Here is a 17,273-nt window from a genome sequence, read left to right on the forward strand (position 1 = left end):
CTTAGCCTAACCTGACTTCCGGGAGGAGGTCCGGCCCCGAAGTGATGGAGGTCAAACGGGTAGTCTGGGGGTATGACACGTGTGCAATTGGCAGATACCGATCTCTTCGTTCACCCACTTCAGCTGGGAGGCAACCCCTTCGGCTGGGGTGCGGATCGGGATCAGAGCTTTGCTGTCCTCGACGCCTACGCCGAGGCGGGCGGAAACTTCATCGACACCGCGGACGCGTACTCGGCCTGGGTCGAGGGAAACTCGGGCGGAGAATCCGAGACGATCATCGGCGAATGGATGAAGGCTCGCGGCAATCGCGACGACATGGTCATCGCCACCAAGGTCGGGATGCACCCGAAAGCTCAGGGCCTCGACCCGGCGAACATCCGCAACTGCGTCGATGATTCGCTGCGCCGGCTCGGCACCGACCATATCGACGTTTACTACGCCCACAAAGACGATCCCGACGTCGACCAGGTCGCCGTCGCCGAGACCTTCGACGCGCTCGTCCGCTCCGGCAAGGTCAGCTACCTCGGGGCATCGAACTTCAGCCTCGAACGTCTGCAGAAGGCGCGGAAGATCTCGACGAAGTTCTCCCTGGCCTGCTACCGGGTCGTCCAGGACCGTTTCAACCTCGTCTCCCGCGCCGCGGTCGATCCGCAGAAGCAGGCGTACCTGCGCTCCGAGGGCATCGCCGAACTGCCGTTCCACTCGCTGGCTTCCGGGTTCCTCACCGGAAAGCACACCGGCGGTGACGCCACCGGCAGTGTGCGCGGTGAACGTGTGGCCGATTTCGTCGAGGATCAGAAGGCACTCGGAGCTCTCGAAGTCCTCCACGATGTCGCCGCCGACCACGGTGCCACGATGACGGCCACGGCCATCGCCTGGCAGCTTACCCACGATTTCATTCCCTCGACGATCGCCTCGGCGCGCGTGCCCGAACAGCTCACCGAGCTGCTCGCCGGAACAGAGATGCAGCTGAGTCCTGATCAGAAGGCCGCCCTCGACGGAGCCTGGGTGGAAGCATGAGCGACACCAGCCCGCGCCTGGTCACCTGGGAGAACGGCACCGATCTCGTCATCGAGCTGCTCCTGGGCCGCGACGTCGAAACGGTGTGGAACGCGCTGACCGATTCGGACAGTGTGCGGACATGGTTCGCGCCGTTCCGCCTCGGCGAGGACGGAGAGACACGCACGATTGCGTTCGCACTAGAAGACATCGATCTGAGCGGGTCCGTCCTCAGCTGCGAGGACTTCGACCACGTTCTGCTCGAACTCGTTGACTTCGGAGTGCTCGGCCTCCGCGTGATGCCGCTCGAGGGGGAGACCGGTCAGGAGACCCTGCTCGTGTTCACCCACACTGCATCGGATGTTGAGACCGCCCGGGCCCAGGCCGCCGAGGTGGGGCCGATGTGGGACACGCATCTGCGCCTGTTCGCCCGCACCCTCGGCATCGATATCGCCGAGGCGACCGAACCCGAACTCGTCGCCACCTATTCCGACCTCGACCTCGAAATCGCAGAGACTGCGGACGGCACGGAGGGCGAGGCATGAGCGAACCGCTCGTCCTGGGCATCGAATCCTCGTGCGACGAAACCGGGGTCGGCATCGTCCGCGGACGCACACTGCTGACGAACACCGTGTCCTCGTCGATGGACGAGCACGTCCGCTTCGGCGGAGTCGTGCCCGAAGTCGCCTCCCGCGCTCATGTGCAGGCCATCGGCCCGGCCATCGCGTCGGCGTGTGAGACCGCCGAAGTGGAGTTGGCCGATATCGACGCCGTCGCCGTGACCGCCGGGCCTGGGCTCTCCGGTGCACTCATGGTCGGAGTCGGCGCGGCCAAAGGGCTTGCCGCGGCGCTGAACAAACCGCTCTACGGAGTGAACCATCTGGCCGCGCATGTGGCCGTCGACCTCGTCGCCGAGGACATCGACGGTCTGACCACACCGACCATCGCCCTGCTCGTCTCGGGTGGGCACACGGAGATTCTGCGCATCGGAGACGTCGTCGACGACATCGAACTCCTCGGCGCCACCATCGACGACGCCGCAGGCGAGGCCTTCGACAAGACCGCGCGTCTGCTGGGGCTCAACTATCCCGGCGGTCCGAACATCTCGAAGGCAGCCCTCGGGCTGCTCGATGGCACCGGCATTCCCGGTGACCGTAATGCCGTGAAGTTCCCGCGCGGACTCGCGAAGAAGCAGGACCTCCGTGACCCCGAGCGACGGTATAACTTCTCGTTCTCCGGGCTCAAGACCGCGGCCCTGCGCGAGGTCACGAAGGCAGAGACTTTGGGTGCGGACCTGCGGGTGGCCGATATCGCCGCCGGGTTCGAAGACGCCGTCGTCGACGTCCTCGTGACCAAGACCCTGCTCGCCGCAGCCGACACGGGAATCAACCATGTCGTCCTCGGCGGGGGAGTGGCCGCAAATACTCACCTGCGTGAGGTGCTCGCTGAACGCTGCACCGAAGCGGGCGTGACTCTCCGGGTGCCGCCGCTGAAACTCTGCACTGATAATGGAGCCATGGTCGCAGCCTTGGGCGCGGAGCTCGTCTCCCGCGGAATCGGGCCGAGCGACCTGTCTTTCGCTGCCGTCTCCTCATTGGATGTCGATCATGTCCTCGTCTGAGAACGACCCGAACAGTGCTGCCGAACGGAACTCACAAGCGGCGAAGTCAACGCGATTGCCTGCCGGTCGGCCGCCTCGGCGATCCGGGGATGGGTGGACGTACGGAGCCGATGGGAAGAAGCATTGGGGCCTCAATGGGGCCGCGGGACTTATGCTCGTCGATCCCGAGCGCGGGGTGCTCATGCAGCATCGGGCGCTGTGGTCGGTCGAGGGCGGGACCTGGGGATTTCCCGGCGGTGCGCGCGATATGGGCGAGTCGGCTGTCGAGGCCGCGATCCGCGAATCGTGGGAAGAGGCCGGGGTTCCTGACCAGGACGGATCGGGCATCGAGATCCTCGAGACGCATGTCCTCGACCTCGACACCTGGTCGTACACGACGGTGATCGCGAAGACCCTGCGCCACTTCGATGCCGTCATCAACGACCCCGAGAGCATCCAACTGTCGTGGGTGCCTTTGGATGAGCTCGACGACTACAAGCTGCACCCGGGAGTCGCCTCAGCGCTGCCGACGCTGTTGGAACTGCTCCGCCCGCATCTGTGAGCGGGCTGAGGCTCACACCGATTCGCCGAGAAACGGGCAACGTGTCGAGACACGGGTGTGCGCAACCGTTTTTCGACGCTCAGCCCGTTTCTCGGCGAACGGCTACCCCTCAGCTGTAGGAGTTGCGGAGGTCGCTGATGAGGGAGCGGGTCACCTCGGTGAGGGAACCTGTGGCGCCGAAGACCTTCTGCAGACGCTGGTAGGGCACACCGCGTTCGATGATCGAAGTGATCGAGTGCAGCTCTTCGGCGCAGCCGAGGCGTTCGGCGACGGGTGAGAGCCGCTCGATCTCATCGGCCAAGCATTCTGTGACGAGACGCTCGTCAGCCTCGGCGTTTTCGATGATGATCGCGTCCATGCCGTAGCGGGCGGCACGCCATTTGTTCTCGTTGTGGAACCAATCGGGCATCGTCGGCAGGGTCTCACCGGCGTCGAGGCGCTCCGACATGTCATCGACGAGGCACTGGATGAACGCGGTGACCGCGAGGATCTCCTCGAGCGTCGGCAGTCCGTCGCAGACGCGGACCTCGACGGTGCCCCAGTGCGGGGCTGGCCGGATGTCCCAGCGGATCTCGTTGATGTTGTCGATGATTCCGGTGGTGAGCATATCGTCGACGTATTTCTCGTAGTCCGCCCACTCATCGAACTGGAACGGCAGACCCGCCGTCGGCAGCTGCTGGAACATCATCGCCCGGTTCGAGGCATAGCCGGTGTCCGTGCCGCCCCAGAACGGAGACGACGCGGACAGCGCCTGCAGGTGCGGGACATAGGCGAGCAGTGCGTTGACGATCGGCAGCACCTTGTCGCGCGAGTCGATGCCGACGTGGACATGGACACCGAAGATCAGCATGTTCCGACCCCACCACTGGGTGCGGTCGACGAGTTCGAGGTAACGGTCCTTCGCTCGGACCTCCTGCGACTGCCACTGCGCGAACGGGTGGGTGCCCGCCGACATCAGTTCGACTCCGCGCGCTTCGGTGAGCTTCCGCACAGCACCCATCGAGGTGGCCAGATCCTCGGCGACGGTCGACACCTGGGTATGGACACCGGTGACGAGCTCGATCGTGTTCGTCAGCATCTCACCGACGATCTTCTTCTCGAACTCGGGCGCGTACTCGGCCACATCCGCCAACAGAGTCTCGGCAGCCGGGGTCAGGTCCAGGCTGCGAGAGTCCAGCAGAGCCAGTTCCCACTCGACACCGAGGGTGGAGCGGGGAGAGCGTGCGAAATCGACCATGATCCGATCATAATCGCGCGCGCCCGATTCCCCGGACTCGGCGGTCAGATTCGAGCTGTGTGATGCCCCGCATTCCCTCGCCAGAGAAACTCTGAATTCCCTCGCCGAGGCGGCCCCGCCGTCCCGCGGTGCGCTCGCTTCCGTCGGCTCGCCGTGCACGGCGCCCGGCCCGCCGATCATGCGGCCCGGCGTGCGTCCTCCTCCAGCCGGCTGCCCGAATCGGTGTCGAAGAGGTGCAGGCGCGTGGCATCGGGGACGACGCGCACGGTGTCCCCACGGCGGATCGTCGACCGACCGGCGACACGGGCCACGACCGTCTTCTCGCCGGAGGCCAGTCCCGCCCGACCATGGACATAGGCATCGGCGCCGAGCTCTTCGACGAGATCGACGGTGACCTCGAGGCCTTCGGACTCGGTGACCTGCAGGTCCTCCGGGCGGATGCCGACGGTGACCGTCTCACCCGAGACCTGGTCACGCTGTTCCGCGGTCAGGGAGAGTTCGACATCGCCGAGGCGCAGCGACGTTCCCTCGACCGGCACCTCGATGAGGTTCATCGCCGGAGAGCCCATGAAGCCTGCGACGAAGAGGTTCGCCGGACGATCGTAGAGATTCGCGGGAGTATCCACCTGCTGCAGGCGTCCGTCGGCGAGGACCGCGACCCGGTCGCCCATCGTCATCGCCTCCACCTGATCGTGGGTGACGTAGACGGTGGTGACGCCGAGGCGGCGGGTCAGGGAGGCGATCTGCGCGCGAGTCTGCACACGCAGCTTCGCATCGAGGTTCGACAGCGGCTCGTCCATGAGGAAGACCTGCGGGGACCGGACGATGGCTCGACCCATCGCCACACGCTGCCGCTGCCCACCGGACAGAGCTTTCGGCTTGCGGTCGAGGTACGCCTCCAGGTCGAGCAGTCGGGCGGCCTCCTCGACGCGCTGATTGCGTTCCTCCTTCGGCACTCCTGCGATCTTCAGGGCGAAAGCCATGTTCTCGCGCACGCTCATATGCGGGTAGAGCGCATAGTTCTGGAACACCATCGCAATATCGCGTTCCCTGGGGGAGAGGTCCGTGACATCGTGCTCGCCGATGCGGATGTGCCCGGAATCGACGGGTTCGAGTCCGGCGAGCATGCGCAGGGTCGTCGACTTCCCGCAGCCCGAAGGGCCGACAAGGACGAGGAATTCCCCGTCGGCGATATCGAGGCTGATCTCGTCGACGGAGGGCGTCAGCGCTTCAGGATACTGACGCAGTGCTTTGTCGAAGGTGACTGTGGCCATGAGTTCTCAACCTTTCACGGATGCGTTCGCACCCGAAGATCCACGGTGATCGGTCAGTGACTGATCGGACAGGGTTTGACCGGACAACGAGTGTTCGGATGATGAATGATCGGGCGAGATGAGGCTCGCCGTCTGCTGGGCATAGGACCGGTACTGCTGCCGCACCCGCGAGGGCCGCGGATGCAGAGTGGCGACGAGCTCGACGGACCAGTCCGGCAGGGTCCCCGACAGCGTCCACGCCGCCTGCCGGGCCGCCCCGATGGCAACGTATTCGGCCTGTTCGGGAACGTCGATGGGCACGGTGAAGATGTCTCGGGCGACCTCGCGGACAGCAGGATTGCGCGCCGCCCCACCGATGAGCAGCAGACGGCCGGCTTCCAGGCCCTGCGCCTGCACCGCGTCGAGTCCGTCTGCCAGACCGCACAGCATGCCTTCGACGAAAGCGCGGGCGACGTTCTCCGCCGAGGAGTTCGCCAAGGTCATCCCCTCGAGGCGGGCCGTGGCATCGGGCAGATTCGGGGTGCGCTCGCCCTCGAAATACGGCACGAGCGTGAGCCCGTCCGCCCCCGGCCGGGACGCCAGCGCCAGTGCCGCGAGTTCGTTGTGGCTGACACGCAGCAGCTTCGCCGCCGAATCGAGGACCCGGGCGGCATTGAGCGTGGCGACCAGCGGCAGGCGCCCGCCGTCGGCCGACGCGAAGCCGGCGACCGCGCCGGTCGAATCGGCGATGGACAGGTCGGTGGTGCCGAAGACCGTGCCCGAGGTGCCGATCGAGATGACGAGATCCCCCGAGGTGACCCCGAGTCCCAGCGCCGCGGCCGCATTGTCCCCGGCCCCGGGGCCCACGACGATTCCGCCCGGGCTGTGCCCGGCCGCCTCGTTGGGGGTGAGGACACGGGGAAGGATGATCGCCGAGGCGGCTTCCCCCTCCACAGCCACGTCCGTATCCGCGGCGCACGGCAGGCCCGCAGCTTCACGAGCGGGCTGACCGAAGGCAGTAATGAAGAGGTCGAGATCGTAGCGAGAGGTGGAGGGGTCGAAATAGGCGGTGCCGCTGGCGTCGGACGCGTCGGTGACCAGCGCCTCGAGCACGGGACCGCGGGCCGAGGAATCGGCGGGTCCGTATCCGAGGAAACGCCAGGTCAGCCAATCATGGGGCAGGGCAACGGCGGCGACCCGGGCAGCATTGTCCGGTTCGGCATCGCGCAGCCACCGCAGTTTTGCGGCGGTGAAGGAGGCGACGGGCAGGATCCCGGTGCGGGCGACGTAGTCGGAAGCTCCGACCTCGGCGATGAGGTCTCTGGCCGCGGCCTTGCTGCGCAGATCGTTCCACAGCAGAGCATCGCGGATGACCTGGCCCTGGGCATCGAGAGCGACGAGTCCGTGCTGCTGACCGCTGATGCTCAGTCCCGCGACATCGTCGAGCCCGCCGGCGGCCGCGATCGCCTTCTGCAGGGCCTCCCACCACGCTTCGGGGTCGACCTCGGTGCCGGGAGGGTGCAAGGCCGAACCGGTGCGGATGATGTCACCGGAGACCGGGTCGGCGATGACGACCTTGCAGCTCTGGGTCGAGGAGTCGACGCCGGCGACAAAACTGCGATTCGTGCTCATTACGCCTCCTCAGATTCAGATGGGGGAGTGCTGGCCGCCTCGGCGAGGATTTCATCGGCGAGGGCACGGTCGATGATCGCGATGTCGAGGATCCCGGCGGCACAGGCGGCACGGACGGCGCGGGCGCGTTCGGCTCCGCGGGCGACTCCGACGGTCGTCGTGGCGCGGCGAAGCTGGTCGAGGGTGACGGCGATGACCCGATCGTCGATCGTGGTGACATCGGCTCCGTCAGCGGCGAACAGACGTCCGGACACCTCGGCGATGGCACCATCGTCGATGCCCGCCTGACGCTGGGCGGGGGAGCACTTCTCCCACACCGAGGACAGGCCCTCGGCCCACGAGGCCACTGACACCACGGCGAGATCGAGGTCATCGGCGGCGGCCAGGGTCCCGGAGATCTCGGGCAGGGCACGCAGGTCTTCGGCTGTTCCGGCCTCGGTGACGAGCAGCGGGGCGGGCAGGCGGACCATGCTCACGGCCGGATCCTGGCCCAGGCGGGTGAAGATCTCCGAGCTCGGACGGTGCGATTCGAGGCGGAGGGCACCGGCGAGCTGGACGATTGTGCACCGGGGCAGGGCCGGGGTGAAAGCGGCCGCAGAGTCGAGCGTGCGCGACCAGGACAGGCCGATGCGCATTCCCGCATGAGCATGCCGTCCGACCAGCGACAGTGCGGCCCGACCCATCTGCTGAGAAGCCTGCGTCTCGTCGGGGACGTCGACGATGACGACCGAGTCCAGGCCGAGCGTCTCGGCGACCTGTTCGGCCAGACCGTCGGCTTCTCCGGCATCGGCTTCGATGGTGATGGTCACGACTCCGGTGTCGACGGCTTCTTGGAGGAGGCGGGCGACCTGGAACCGGCTGAGTCCGTTCGCCTTGCCGATCTCGACCTTCGAGCGGCCCTCGAGATAGTGATCGCGGGCCAGCTGTGCGAGGAAGCGGCGGTGGCGGGCGGTGGGAACCGTGGACATTGTCCTCCCTTCGGCGTCGACGACTTTGTGTTCGCTCATATGTGAAGTGTTGCACATCTGATTGGTTCGTGACACAGTATTGCACATATGAGCACGGATGCTCATATGATTTTCTCGCAGCGAACCGATGGCGGGCTGCAATCCCGCAAGGACGAGGGAAGGCACAACGATGAAACACCTGATCACAGGCCGGAGAGTCACATGGGCGGCCATCGGCATGGTTGGAGCGCTGGCAATGTCCGGCTGTGGCGGCGCCGGCGGAAGCTCGGCTGGAGGCGGCGGCGATGAGGTCAACGTCCTCATGGTCAACAACCCGCAGATGCAGGACCTGCAGAAGCTCACGGCCGACCATTTCACCAAGGACACCGGCATCAAGGTCAACTACACCGTGCTGCCCGAGAACGAAGTGCGGGCGAAGATCGGCCAGGAGTTCGCCGCCCAGGCCGGCAACTACGACGTCGCGTCGATGTCGAACTACGAGATCCCGACCTACGCGAAGAACAAGTGGCTCACCCCCATGGACGAAGGCGTCGTCGATGCCGAAGGCTTCGACCAGGACGACATCCTCGCCCCCATGGCCGAATCGATGACGGTCGACGACAAGATCTATGGCGAGCCGTTCTACGGTGAGGGCTCGTTCCTCATGTACCGCACGGACATCTTCGAGAAGGCCGGCGTGGAGATGCCGGAGAAGCCCACCTGGGACGAAGTCTCGAAGCTCGCGGCGAAGGTCGACGGTGCGGAGAAGGGCACGAAGGGCATCTGCCTGCGCGGGCTGCCCGGCTGGGGTGAGATGTTCGCCCCGCTGACGACCGTGGTCAACACCTTCGGCGGCACGTGGTTCGACGAGGACTGGAACGCCCAGGTCGACTCGAAGGAATTCAAGGAAGCGACGAACTTCTACGTCGACCTCATCAAGGACCACGGCGAATCCGGAGCCCCGCAGGCCGGCTACACCGAGTGCCTGACGAACCTGCAGCAGGGCAAGGTCGCCATGTGGTACGACTCGACGGCCGCCACCGGAACCCTCGAGGCCGATGACTCTCCCGTCAAGGGCAAGATCGGCTACGTCGCGGCACCGGTGAAGGAAACGGAGTCGAGCTCCTGGCTCTACACCTGGGCATGGGGCATCCAGGCCGCAGGCAAGAACCAGGACGCGGCGAAGCAGTTCGTCGCCTGGGCCTCGTCGAAGGACTACGAGGAGACCGTCGCCGAGGAGCTCGGCTGGCAGCACGTGCCTGCCGGCAAGCGGACCTCGACCTATGAGAACCCCGAGTACCAGAAGGCCGCGAAGCCCTTCTACCAGCAGACCGAGGACGCCATCAACTCGGCCGATCCGGTCAGCCCCGGAGTCCAGCCGCGGCCGACGCTGGGAGTCCAGTTCGTGACGATCCCCGAATTTGCAGACCTCGCCACGGGCATCTCCGAAGACGTCAGCTCCGCCATCGCCGGTCGGACCTCGGCCGATGCGGCCCTGAAGAAGGGCCAGAAGGAAGCCGAGAAGGTCGGAGACAAGTACAAGAAGTGACTGCCCGCACCACCCACCTGACGAAGGATGTTCGAAGTGTCAGCTCCAGCCGCCGAGCGTGCATCGCAGCCGATCACGCCGCCGAAACCCCGTGCCAAGGACCGATGGCTCAAGCGCGCGCCCATGCTGCCGGCGCTGATCTTCGTCATCCTCGTCACCCAGATCCCGTTCGCGATCACGATCATCATCTCGTTCATGAACTGGAACGCCGCCTACCCCGATGACATCAGCTTCGGCACCGTGCAGAACTACGTCACCGTGTTCACCGATGCGAACCTGCTCAAGGCCGTCATCGTCACCGTCGGGCTCACGGTCGGCGTCGTGCTGGCCTCGGCTCTGCTGGGCCTGGGCATCGCCCTGCTGCTCGATCGGAAGTTCATCGGCCGCGGTCTCGTCCGCACCCTGATGATCACCCCGTTCCTCGTCGTCCCCGTCGCCGCCGCACTGCTGTTCAAGCACGCGATCTTCAACCCCTCCTACGGTCTGATCAACGGGCTGCTGACCACAGTGTTCGGTGAGAACGCTCCGCAGCCGGACCTCATGACCTCCAATCCGCTGCTGGGCATCGGGATCGTCCTCGTCTGGCAGTGGACGCCGTTCATGATGCTCATCATGCTCGCCGGACTGCAGTCGCGACCCATGGACGTCTACGAGGCGGCGCTGGTCGACGGGGCCGGACCGTGGCAGACCTTCCGCTTCATCACCCTGCCCCACCTGCGTCGATACATCGAGCTCGCCGCGCTGCTGGGTACGATCTACATCGTCCAGAACTTCGACATGGTCTTCACCATGACATCCGGAGGGCTCGGCACGGCCACCCTGCCGTACGTCATCTACCAGGAGTTCTTCGTCGCCCAGGACTACGGAGTCGCGTCCGCCGTCGGCGTCATCGTCGTCATCGCCTCGCTCATCACCGCGACCTTCGCCCTGCGCACCGCATCGACCCTGCTCAAGGAGGAGAACTCATGAGCACCCCCGACCTCACCGTGGACTCCCACCCCGCGCCCGGGGTGACCCCCACCCCGACCGAACCGGGCGGACCCGGATCCGCAGAGCCGCCTCGGCGGAAGGCGAACGCACCGAGGCGGCCCGGCCAGGGTCGGGCGGGCAAGATCCTCCTCGGCCTGTTGGCTTGGTTCGTCGGACTCCTGTTCGTCTCACCTCTGCTGTGGATGCTGCTGACCAGCCTGCACGCGGAGGCCGACGCCTCGACGAACCCGCCGAGCTACTTCGCCCCGCTGACCTTGGAGTCCTATGCCAACTTCTTCGGCGGCGGCAACGGCGCGAACCCGTGGCCGTTCCTCATCAACTCCGCGGTCGCCGCGATCGTCTCGACCCTCATCGTCCTCGTCCTCTCCACGATGGCCGCGTATTCGCTGGCGATCCGCCGCATCGAACGCTGGTCGGACGTGCTGTTCTTCCTGCTGTCGACGAAGATGCTGCCGATGGTGGCGGGCCTCCTGCCCGTCTACCTCGTCGCGAAGTCCTTCGGCATCCTCGACACCTGGCTGCTGCTCATCATCATCTACTCGGCGATGAACATGCCGATCGCCGTGTGGATGATGCGCTCCTTCCTCGCCGAGGTGCCTGTCGAAGTCCTCGAAGCCGCCGAACTCGACGGCGCCCGACTGCCGCGTGTATTCATGCAGATCCTGCTGCCGCTGACCGCGCCGGGACTGGCTGCGACCGCGCTGATCTGCTTCATCTTCTCGTGGAACGAACTCCTCTTCGCCACGGTGCTCACCTCCACGGCGGCGTCGACGGCACCCGTGTTCCTCACCAGCTTCGTCACCTCCCAGGGTCTGTTCCTGTCGCAGGTGTGCGCGGCCTCGCTCATCATCTCCGTGCCCGTGCTCGTGGCCGGAATCGCCGCCCAGGACAAACTCGTCCAGGGCCTGTCCATGGGAGCCGTCAAATGACCGCACCGACCACCGCGCTGTCCCTCAACACCCATAACCTCGCCGAGGTGGCCGACCACGGAATCGCCGTCCCCACCTATGATCGGTCGGCCGTTCGTCCCGGCATCGTCCACTTCGGAGTCGGCGGATTCCACCGCGCTCATATGGCGATGGTCCTCGACGACCTTATGCAGTCAGGGCTCGCGACCGACTGGGGGATCGTCGGAGCCGGAGTGCTGCCCCACGATGTGGCCATGCGCGACGCCCTGGCCGACCAGGATCATCTGTACACGCTGACGCTCAAGCACGCCGACGGGGCCAAGGAACGCCGGGTGATCGGGTCGATCATCGACTACCGGTTCGGACCCGACGACCCGCAGGGACTGCTCGATCTGCTCACCGATGAGACGATTCGGATCGTCTCACTGACCGTCACCGAGGGCGGGTACAACGTCAACCCCGTCACCGGAGAGTTCATCGCCGACGAGCCGACGATCGTCGCCGATGTCGAGGCCCTGCGCGCCGGTGAGCTGCCGGCGACCGTCTTCGGATACATCGTCTCTGCCCTGCGGGCCCGGCGTGAAGCCGGAGTCGCTCCGTTCACCGTGCAGTCGTGTGACAACATCTCCGAGAACGGTGAGGTGGCCGCGAAGATGTTCTCTGCCTTCGCACGCCTCGTCGATGCCGAACTCGCCGAGTGGATCAGTGAGTCCGTGTCGTTCCCGAACTCGATGGTCGACCGCATCACCCCGGCCACGACCGATGGTGACCGGGCCGACCTGCTGGCCGACACGGGAGTCACCGATGCCTGGCCGGTCGTCGCCGAGCCCTTCTTCCAGTGGGTGCTCGAAGACGATTTCACCTCCGGACGTCCGCCCTACGAACACGCCCGCGTCCAGGTCGTCGACGATGTGCAGCCCTACGAGCATATGAAGCTGCGGCTGCTCAACTCCGGGCATCAGGGGCTCGCGTACTTCGGTCTCCTCGGCGGATTTACCTTCGCGCACGAGGCGATGGCGAACCCGGACATCCCCGTTTACCTGCGTCGATACATGGACGAGGAAGGCACACCGAGCCTGGCCTCGCTGCCCGGAATCGACCTCGAGAAGTACAAGGATTCGCTCATCGAACGCTTCAGCAACCCGGAGATCCGCGACACCCTCGCCCGCCTCGGCGCAGAGTCGTCTGACCGGATCCCCAAGTGGCTGCTGCCGGTCGTCAAGGACAACCTCGCATCGGGCCACCCGATCGAGGTGGCCGCGGCGATCTGCGCCTCGTGGGCTCGGTATGCCGAAGGGCATGACGAATCCGGCGGTCGGTTCACCATCGTCGACCGCTATGCCGATGAACTGCAGGCGGTTGCCGCGACACAGGGAGAGGACCCGCTGGCCTTCGTCCGGCAGGAACAGTTCTTCGGGCCGCTGGCCGAGGAGCCGCGGTTCACCGAACCGTACCTGCAGGCACTGGCATCACTGCACGAACGAGGAGCGAAGGAGACCGCCCGCCGCCTGGCCGCTCACGAAGAGCTGTGAATAGGAGGTGCGCAGGCGCGAACGTTTAGCATGGAGGCATGTTGCGTTCTCGCCTGAGCCTCCTGGCCCTGACCACGACTCTCGCGCTCGTCGGCTGTTCCGGCGGAGCGTCGACGCCCGAAGCCGATGAGAAGGACACACAGTCATCAGCGGGATCGGCCGCTGAATCCAATCCGCAGACGGGTGCCCAGACGGAGACCGAATCGTCTCTGGTCGATCCCGCCGACGCGGATCCGGCCGATTTCAAGGATGAGGCCGCGGACATCGTCGGCGACTTCTCCGATGACGAACTCGCCGGGTCCCTCATCATCGGCACCTGGGAAGGCACGGACACGCAGACCCCGGTGGACATGGTCAAGCAGAACCACCTCGGCGGGGTCATCGTCATGGGCTACAACCTGTCGGAGAACCCGACGAAGGATCAGGTCACAGAACTGACTGGTCAGATCTCCGCGGCGCGGACGAAAGGTCAGCCGGTGTCGATCGGCGTCGACCAGGAAGGCGGTCCGGTGTCTCGACTGAGTTCGGCCGCGCTGCCGTTCCCCCCGCTCATGGGCTTGGCCGCCACCGATGATTCCGACCTCATCACCGAAGCCACGACCGTGCAGGGGAAGAACCTCACAGATCTGGGCTTCACGATCGACTTCGCCCCGGATTCCGACGTCACGGTCGGGCCGAAGGACAAGGCGATCAACGTCCGCTCGGGCGGCACCGATCATGAGGACGTCGCCGAGGTCGTCGCCGACGCCGTCGAGGGATACCGCTCCGGTGGGGTGTCGAGTTCGGCGAAGCATTTCCCGGGACACGGCCGCCTCGGCGTGGATTCGCACGAGAGCCTGCCGGTGTCGGAGAAGTCGATCGAGGAGATGGAGGACTCGGATCTCCTGCCGTTCAAATCCGCGGTCAAGGCCGGGGTGCCGATGGTGATGATGGGCCATATCGGGCTGCCCGATGCGAAGACGACGCCGGCGACGCTCAACAAGAAGGCGTACTCGGCACTGCGCGAGACCCTCGACTATGACGGCGTCATCACCACGGATGCGCTGAACATGAAAGCCGTGCCGCAGAATCTGAACGGCGGAGAGACCGTCAAGGCGCTCGCTGCTGGAGCCGATATCGCGCTCATGCCCCCGGACTCCGGTGCGGCACAGAAGGCGATCGTCCAGGCGATGGGGGACGGGACGCTTGAGAAGAAGGACCTCGTCGAGAAGTCCGAACGCGTCGTCGCCGCACAGCTGGCCACCGCCGAGGCTCAGAAGAGCGTGCAGGCCGGGGACTCGGATGCGAAGGATCCGAAGAAGGTCCTCACCGAGGTCGCCGACAAGTCGCTGACCGTGCTCAAGGGCAAATGCTCCTTCGCGGGTACGGACTCGATCTCGATCGTCGGCGGCAGTGACAAGGAGAAGGCGGCGCTGAAGGAAGCGGCCGAAGCCGAGGACCTCACCGTCGGATCCGGTGGAACCTCCGTGAGTCTGAGCCCGTCGACCTCCGCCGAGGTGGCTGTGGGCACCGCTGCTCCGTGGACGATGCGCAGCACCTCGGCGAAGTCCGCAGTGACCGCGTACGATTCGAATTCCTATGCGCTGCGAGCCGTGGCGAAGTGGCTGAAGGGCGACCTCGAAGCGTCCGGGCAGTTGCCTGCCGAATACGACGGCAGCGACAAAGCTCCCGACTGCGGGTGATCACGGCCGGCTCTGCGACTTCCGGACGATGCATGCCGGAAAACAACTGGGAATCCCGCACACATCGTCCGGAACTCGCTCCTGAGACCCCTCGGGGCCGAGAAGCTCAGCCGTTCCAGGGATTCGGAGACGAGAAGTCCCCTCGTCGGCGCAGTGCCGGCGAGGGGATTCCTTATGTATTCAGTTCTGGGTGGAGATCAGAGCACGCGGATGTACTGGGCGCCCTGCTGGGTCATCCAATCGACGCTGCGGTAGCTGGTGTCCACCGAAGAGTTGCCAGCGTCGTACATCATGCCGTCGCCTGCGTAGATGCCGACGTGGCCCGGTGACCAGATGATATCTCCGGCCTTCGCCTCGGAGGCCGAGACGACCTGTCCGGCGCCCTTCTGTGCCGAAGACGTGCGCGGCAGGTCCACGCCGACTTTGCCGTAGACGAATGAGGTGTAGCCGGAGCAGTCCCAGCCGCTGGGTGAAGTCCCACCCATCACGTAGGGCGTTCCGACGTACTGCTTCGCGATGGCGATGACCTGCTCGGCCTTCGAGCCGTCCGGGACCTTGACGTCCCCGGAGCCCGAGTCCGCGCCGTCGTCCTTGCTCTTGTCGTCGCCCGAACCGGAGCCCTCATCGCCGGTGCCGGCGGAATCATCGTCGGATTTCTCGTCCGGCACTTCCTTCGGCTCCTCGGCGGGTGCCGGCTCTGCGACGGTCTCCTCCGGTTCTTCCTTCGGCTCAGGCTTCGGTTTCGGCTTGGGCTTCGGCTTGGGGGCGGCTTCGGCCGTGACCACGTCCGTGTCGACGGTGACCGAGGACTCCTGGTCACCCTTCTTCGAAGAACCGCCGGCATCGATGGTCGGCGTCTGGTTCTTGAACTCGACGGGCGCCTGCTTCTCGGACTCGGCTGCGACCTTCGCCTCGTCGTCGGTTCCCTGCCCTGCGGCGGGCATGATCGCTGCGGTGAGCAGTCCGCCGCTGGCGGCGACGACTGCGGCACGGCGGCCGAATGCGCCGGAGTTCGAGGCGAGCAGTTCGCTCAGCTCGGTCAGTGGTGTTTTGGCCTTGGCGTTCGCGGCGCGGCGGCCGTGCTGCTTAGATGCCACGATTTCCTCTCGTTGCCTGTCTGAGTATGACGATGTCCTCCACTGTAACGAATTCGTGATCTTCTGTCACTTTTTTGTTACAAACGGATTCTCGGGCAGATTCTCGAGCATAATCCCAGGTCAGAGGGTTGCGTGCCGTGAGAATGGCATTGGAGGCGACGTAACGGAGTCTGAGAATGTCTGTGATTCAGCGCGCACTCCCGGTCCTGAATAACGTTTCGTGACAATCGACGTGTCAATCGTGGAGTGCAATTCTTGGGTCGATCCGCGGCGTTTTTCACGCCCAAACCACCGTGGATCGACCCAAGAATGCCGACGGCGCGGGATCGCGTGTGCAGTGGTGACGGCGCGGGATCGCGTGTGTGGTGATGGCAACGCAGTGGCGACGGTGCCGGATCGCGCGTGGTGGTGACTGAGCGTTAGGCTCCGGTCTCGACAGGTCGGCTGGGATCGGATGACCATCCGGACCAGCTCGCTGGGTAGAGACTGGGCTCGATGCCTAGGGTCGCCAGCGCCAGGGCATTGTGACAGGCGGTGACGCCCGAACCGCAGTACACGCCTACCGGTCCGTCGAGGGCGCCCAGCTCGTCGAAGCGTTCCCGCAGAAGAGCCTCGGGCAGGAACGTCCCCGCGGGGACGTTGTCCGTGGCCGGGGCACTCCTCGCCCCGGGGATATGCCCGGCCTGCGGATCGAGCGGCTCGGTCTCTCCGCGGAAGCGCTCACCGGCGCGGGCATCGAGCAGGACTCCGTCGAAGTCGGCCGCCGCCTCGGCGTCGATGACGGGCAGGCGTCCCGGGGTGATCTCCACAGCGGAGGGCGCAACCTCGGGGGTGGGTCCTGTCTCGAGCGTCCCGCCGGCGTCACGGAACGCGGCGAGTCCGCCGTCGAGGACACGGGCGCTCAACCCGGCCCATCGCAGCAGCCACCAGGCACGGGCCGCGCCGAGGGCGGAATTGTCGTCGTAGACCACGACCTCGGTGTCGGCATCGATGCCCCAGGAGCGCACAGTCTCTTGGAAGGCTTCGGGGCTCGGCAGCGGGTGCCGGCCGGCCGTCGGGTCGGTGCTGCCGTGGTCGGCGAGCTCGGTGTCGAGGTCGACGTAGAGGGCCCCAGGGATGTGTCCTGCGGCGAAGTCCTCGCGGCCATCGGGTTTCGGCAGGGTCCAGCGGACGTCGAGCAGCCTCGGCGCCGGCGAATCGGCCATGCGGGTAAGCAGTTCAGCGGCGCTGATGAGAACGTCGGAGCGGGTCAATTCGATCTCCTTCTTAGATGGGGGCCTAGGGC

15 protein-coding genes are annotated in these 17,273 nt (G+C 65.8%); 9 read left to right on the plus strand and 6 right to left on the minus strand.

Annotated elements, in window-relative coordinates; all coding sequences use genetic code 11:
- The first annotated feature begins 72 nt into the window (after positions 1 to 72).
- From BEP01S_RS11680 to BEP01S_RS11695, 4 genes are read left to right on the plus strand one after another with little or no spacing between them, the layout of a single operon-like run.
- Entirely contained in the window at positions 73 to 1,020 is a 948-nt protein-coding gene (locus tag BEP01S_RS11680) for an aldo/keto reductase (protein ID WP_062243452.1), read from the plus strand.
- Entirely contained in the window at positions 1,017 to 1,544 is a 528-nt protein-coding gene (locus BEP01S_RS11685; RefSeq protein WP_062243453.1) for an SRPBCC domain-containing protein, read from the plus strand. The genes BEP01S_RS11680 and BEP01S_RS11685 overlap by 4 nt, the downstream gene beginning before the upstream one ends.
- Entirely contained in the window at positions 1,541 to 2,620 is a 1,080-nt protein-coding gene (gene tsaD / locus BEP01S_RS11690) for a tRNA (adenosine(37)-N6)-threonylcarbamoyltransferase complex transferase subunit TsaD (RefSeq protein ID WP_062243456.1), read from the plus strand. Before BEP01S_RS11685 ends, tsaD begins: the two co-directional genes overlap by 4 nt.
- A complete protein-coding gene (locus BEP01S_RS11695) occupies positions 2,607 to 3,161 on the plus strand; it encodes an NUDIX domain-containing protein (protein WP_062244300.1) in 555 nt (184 codons plus the stop codon). The genes tsaD and BEP01S_RS11695 overlap by 14 nt, the downstream gene beginning before the upstream one ends.
- 109 nt (positions 3,162 to 3,270) lie before the next feature.
- Here BEP01S_RS11695 and BEP01S_RS11700 read toward each other — a convergent pair whose 3' ends face one another.
- From BEP01S_RS11700 to BEP01S_RS11715, 4 genes are all read right to left on the minus strand, one after another.
- Positions 3,271 to 4,398, minus strand: a complete 1,128-nt coding sequence (locus BEP01S_RS11700) for a glutamate--cysteine ligase (protein ID WP_083532730.1) — start codon at positions 4,396 to 4,398, stop codon at positions 3,271 to 3,273.
- Between the two features lie 176 nt (positions 4,399 to 4,574).
- The gene (locus BEP01S_RS11705; protein ID WP_039209878.1) at positions 4,575 to 5,672 is read right to left on the minus strand and encodes an ABC transporter ATP-binding protein; all 1,098 of its coding nucleotides are present in this window, start codon (positions 5,670 to 5,672) and stop codon (positions 4,575 to 4,577) included.
- Positions 5,673 to 5,678: 6 nt separating this feature from the next.
- On the minus strand, positions 5,679 to 7,283 hold the full coding sequence (locus BEP01S_RS11710; RefSeq protein ID WP_083532686.1) for a xylulokinase: 1,605 nt from the start codon (positions 7,281 to 7,283) through the stop codon (positions 5,679 to 5,681).
- Positions 7,283 to 8,290: a sugar-binding domain-containing protein gene (locus tag BEP01S_RS11715; protein ID WP_062243459.1), complete on the minus strand. Its 1,008-nt coding sequence runs from the start codon at positions 8,288 to 8,290 to the stop codon at positions 7,283 to 7,285. The genes BEP01S_RS11710 and BEP01S_RS11715 overlap by 1 nt, the downstream gene beginning before the upstream one ends.
- Positions 8,291 to 8,420: 130 nt before the next feature.
- On the opposite strand from BEP01S_RS11715, the gene BEP01S_RS11720 reads away from it, so the two are divergent.
- Genes BEP01S_RS11720 through BEP01S_RS11740 form a run of 5 tightly spaced genes read left to right on the plus strand, consistent with a single transcriptional unit; the run spans position 8,421 to position 14,891 of the window.
- On the plus strand, positions 8,421 to 9,779 hold the full coding sequence (locus BEP01S_RS11720) for an ABC transporter substrate-binding protein (RefSeq protein WP_062243463.1): 1,359 nt from the start codon (positions 8,421 to 8,423) through the stop codon (positions 9,777 to 9,779).
- A gap of 27 nt (positions 9,780 to 9,806) precedes the next feature.
- The gene (locus BEP01S_RS11725; RefSeq protein ID WP_062243466.1) at positions 9,807 to 10,748 is read left to right on the plus strand and encodes a carbohydrate ABC transporter permease; all 942 of its coding nucleotides are present in this window, start codon (positions 9,807 to 9,809) and stop codon (positions 10,746 to 10,748) included.
- Positions 10,745 to 11,698 carry a carbohydrate ABC transporter permease gene (locus BEP01S_RS11730; RefSeq protein WP_083532687.1) on the plus strand — a complete coding sequence of 318 codons (954 nt, stop codon included), beginning with the start codon at positions 10,745 to 10,747 and terminating at the stop codon, positions 11,696 to 11,698. The genes BEP01S_RS11725 and BEP01S_RS11730 overlap by 4 nt, the downstream gene beginning before the upstream one ends.
- Positions 11,695 to 13,209 (plus strand): mannitol dehydrogenase family protein, encoded by a 1,515-nt coding sequence (locus BEP01S_RS11735; RefSeq protein ID WP_062243469.1) that lies wholly within the window; start codon positions 11,695 to 11,697, stop codon positions 13,207 to 13,209. Before BEP01S_RS11730 ends, BEP01S_RS11735 begins: the two co-directional genes overlap by 4 nt.
- 38 nt (positions 13,210 to 13,247) lie before the next feature.
- The gene (locus BEP01S_RS11740) at positions 13,248 to 14,891 is read left to right on the plus strand and encodes a glycoside hydrolase family 3 N-terminal domain-containing protein (RefSeq protein ID WP_244882208.1); all 1,644 of its coding nucleotides are present in this window, start codon (positions 13,248 to 13,250) and stop codon (positions 14,889 to 14,891) included.
- Between the two features lie 197 nt (positions 14,892 to 15,088).
- On the opposite strand, the gene BEP01S_RS11745 is transcribed toward BEP01S_RS11740, so the two are convergent.
- Entirely contained in the window at positions 15,089 to 15,988 is a 900-nt protein-coding gene (locus tag BEP01S_RS11745) for a C40 family peptidase (RefSeq protein WP_062243472.1), read from the minus strand.
- Between the two features lie 419 nt (positions 15,989 to 16,407).
- On the minus strand, positions 16,408 to 17,241 hold the full coding sequence (locus BEP01S_RS11750; protein WP_083532688.1) for a sulfurtransferase: 834 nt from the start codon (positions 17,239 to 17,241) through the stop codon (positions 16,408 to 16,410).
- Between the last annotated feature and the right edge of the window lie 32 nt (positions 17,242 to 17,273).

Source organism: Brevibacterium epidermidis NBRC 14811, assembly GCF_001570805.1.
Classification (GTDB): domain Bacteria; phylum Actinomycetota; class Actinomycetes; order Actinomycetales; family Brevibacteriaceae; genus Brevibacterium; species Brevibacterium epidermidis.

Bases quoted from the DNA above. Each gene is read 5' to 3' on its own strand.
- BEP01S_RS11720 (WP_062243463.1), top strand. From the start codon at position 8,421: ATGAAACACCTGATCACAGGCCGGAGAGTCACATGGGCGGCCATCGGC.
- BEP01S_RS11730 (WP_083532687.1), top strand. From the start codon at position 10,745: ATGAGCACCCCCGACCTCACCGTGGACTCCCACCCCGCGCCCGGGGTG.
- BEP01S_RS11740 (WP_244882208.1), top strand. From the start codon at position 13,248: ATGTTGCGTTCTCGCCTGAGCCTCCTGGCCCTGACCACGACTCTCGCG.
- BEP01S_RS11685 (WP_062243453.1), top strand. From the start codon at position 1,017: ATGAGCGACACCAGCCCGCGCCTGGTCACCTGGGAGAACGGCACCGAT.
- BEP01S_RS11680 (WP_062243452.1), top strand. From the start codon at position 73: ATGACACGTGTGCAATTGGCAGATACCGATCTCTTCGTTCACCCACTT.
- BEP01S_RS11695 (WP_062244300.1), top strand. From the start codon at position 2,607: ATGTCCTCGTCTGAGAACGACCCGAACAGTGCTGCCGAACGGAACTCA.
- BEP01S_RS11735 (WP_062243469.1), top strand. From the start codon at position 11,695: ATGACCGCACCGACCACCGCGCTGTCCCTCAACACCCATAACCTCGCC.
- tsaD (WP_062243456.1), top strand. From the start codon at position 1,541: ATGAGCGAACCGCTCGTCCTGGGCATCGAATCCTCGTGCGACGAAACC.
- BEP01S_RS11700 (WP_083532730.1), bottom strand. From the start codon at position 4,398: ATGGTCGATTTCGCACGCTCTCCCCGCTCCACCCTCGGTGTCGAGTGG.
- BEP01S_RS11705 (WP_039209878.1), bottom strand. From the start codon at position 5,672: ATGGCCACAGTCACCTTCGACAAAGCACTGCGTCAGTATCCTGAAGCG.
- BEP01S_RS11710 (WP_083532686.1), bottom strand. From the start codon at position 7,283: ATGAGCACGAATCGCAGTTTTGTCGCCGGCGTCGACTCCTCGACCCAG.
- BEP01S_RS11725 (WP_062243466.1), top strand. From the start codon at position 9,807: ATGTTCGAAGTGTCAGCTCCAGCCGCCGAGCGTGCATCGCAGCCGATC.
- BEP01S_RS11715 (WP_062243459.1), bottom strand. From the start codon at position 8,290: ATGAGCGAACACAAAGTCGTCGACGCCGAAGGGAGGACAATGTCCACG.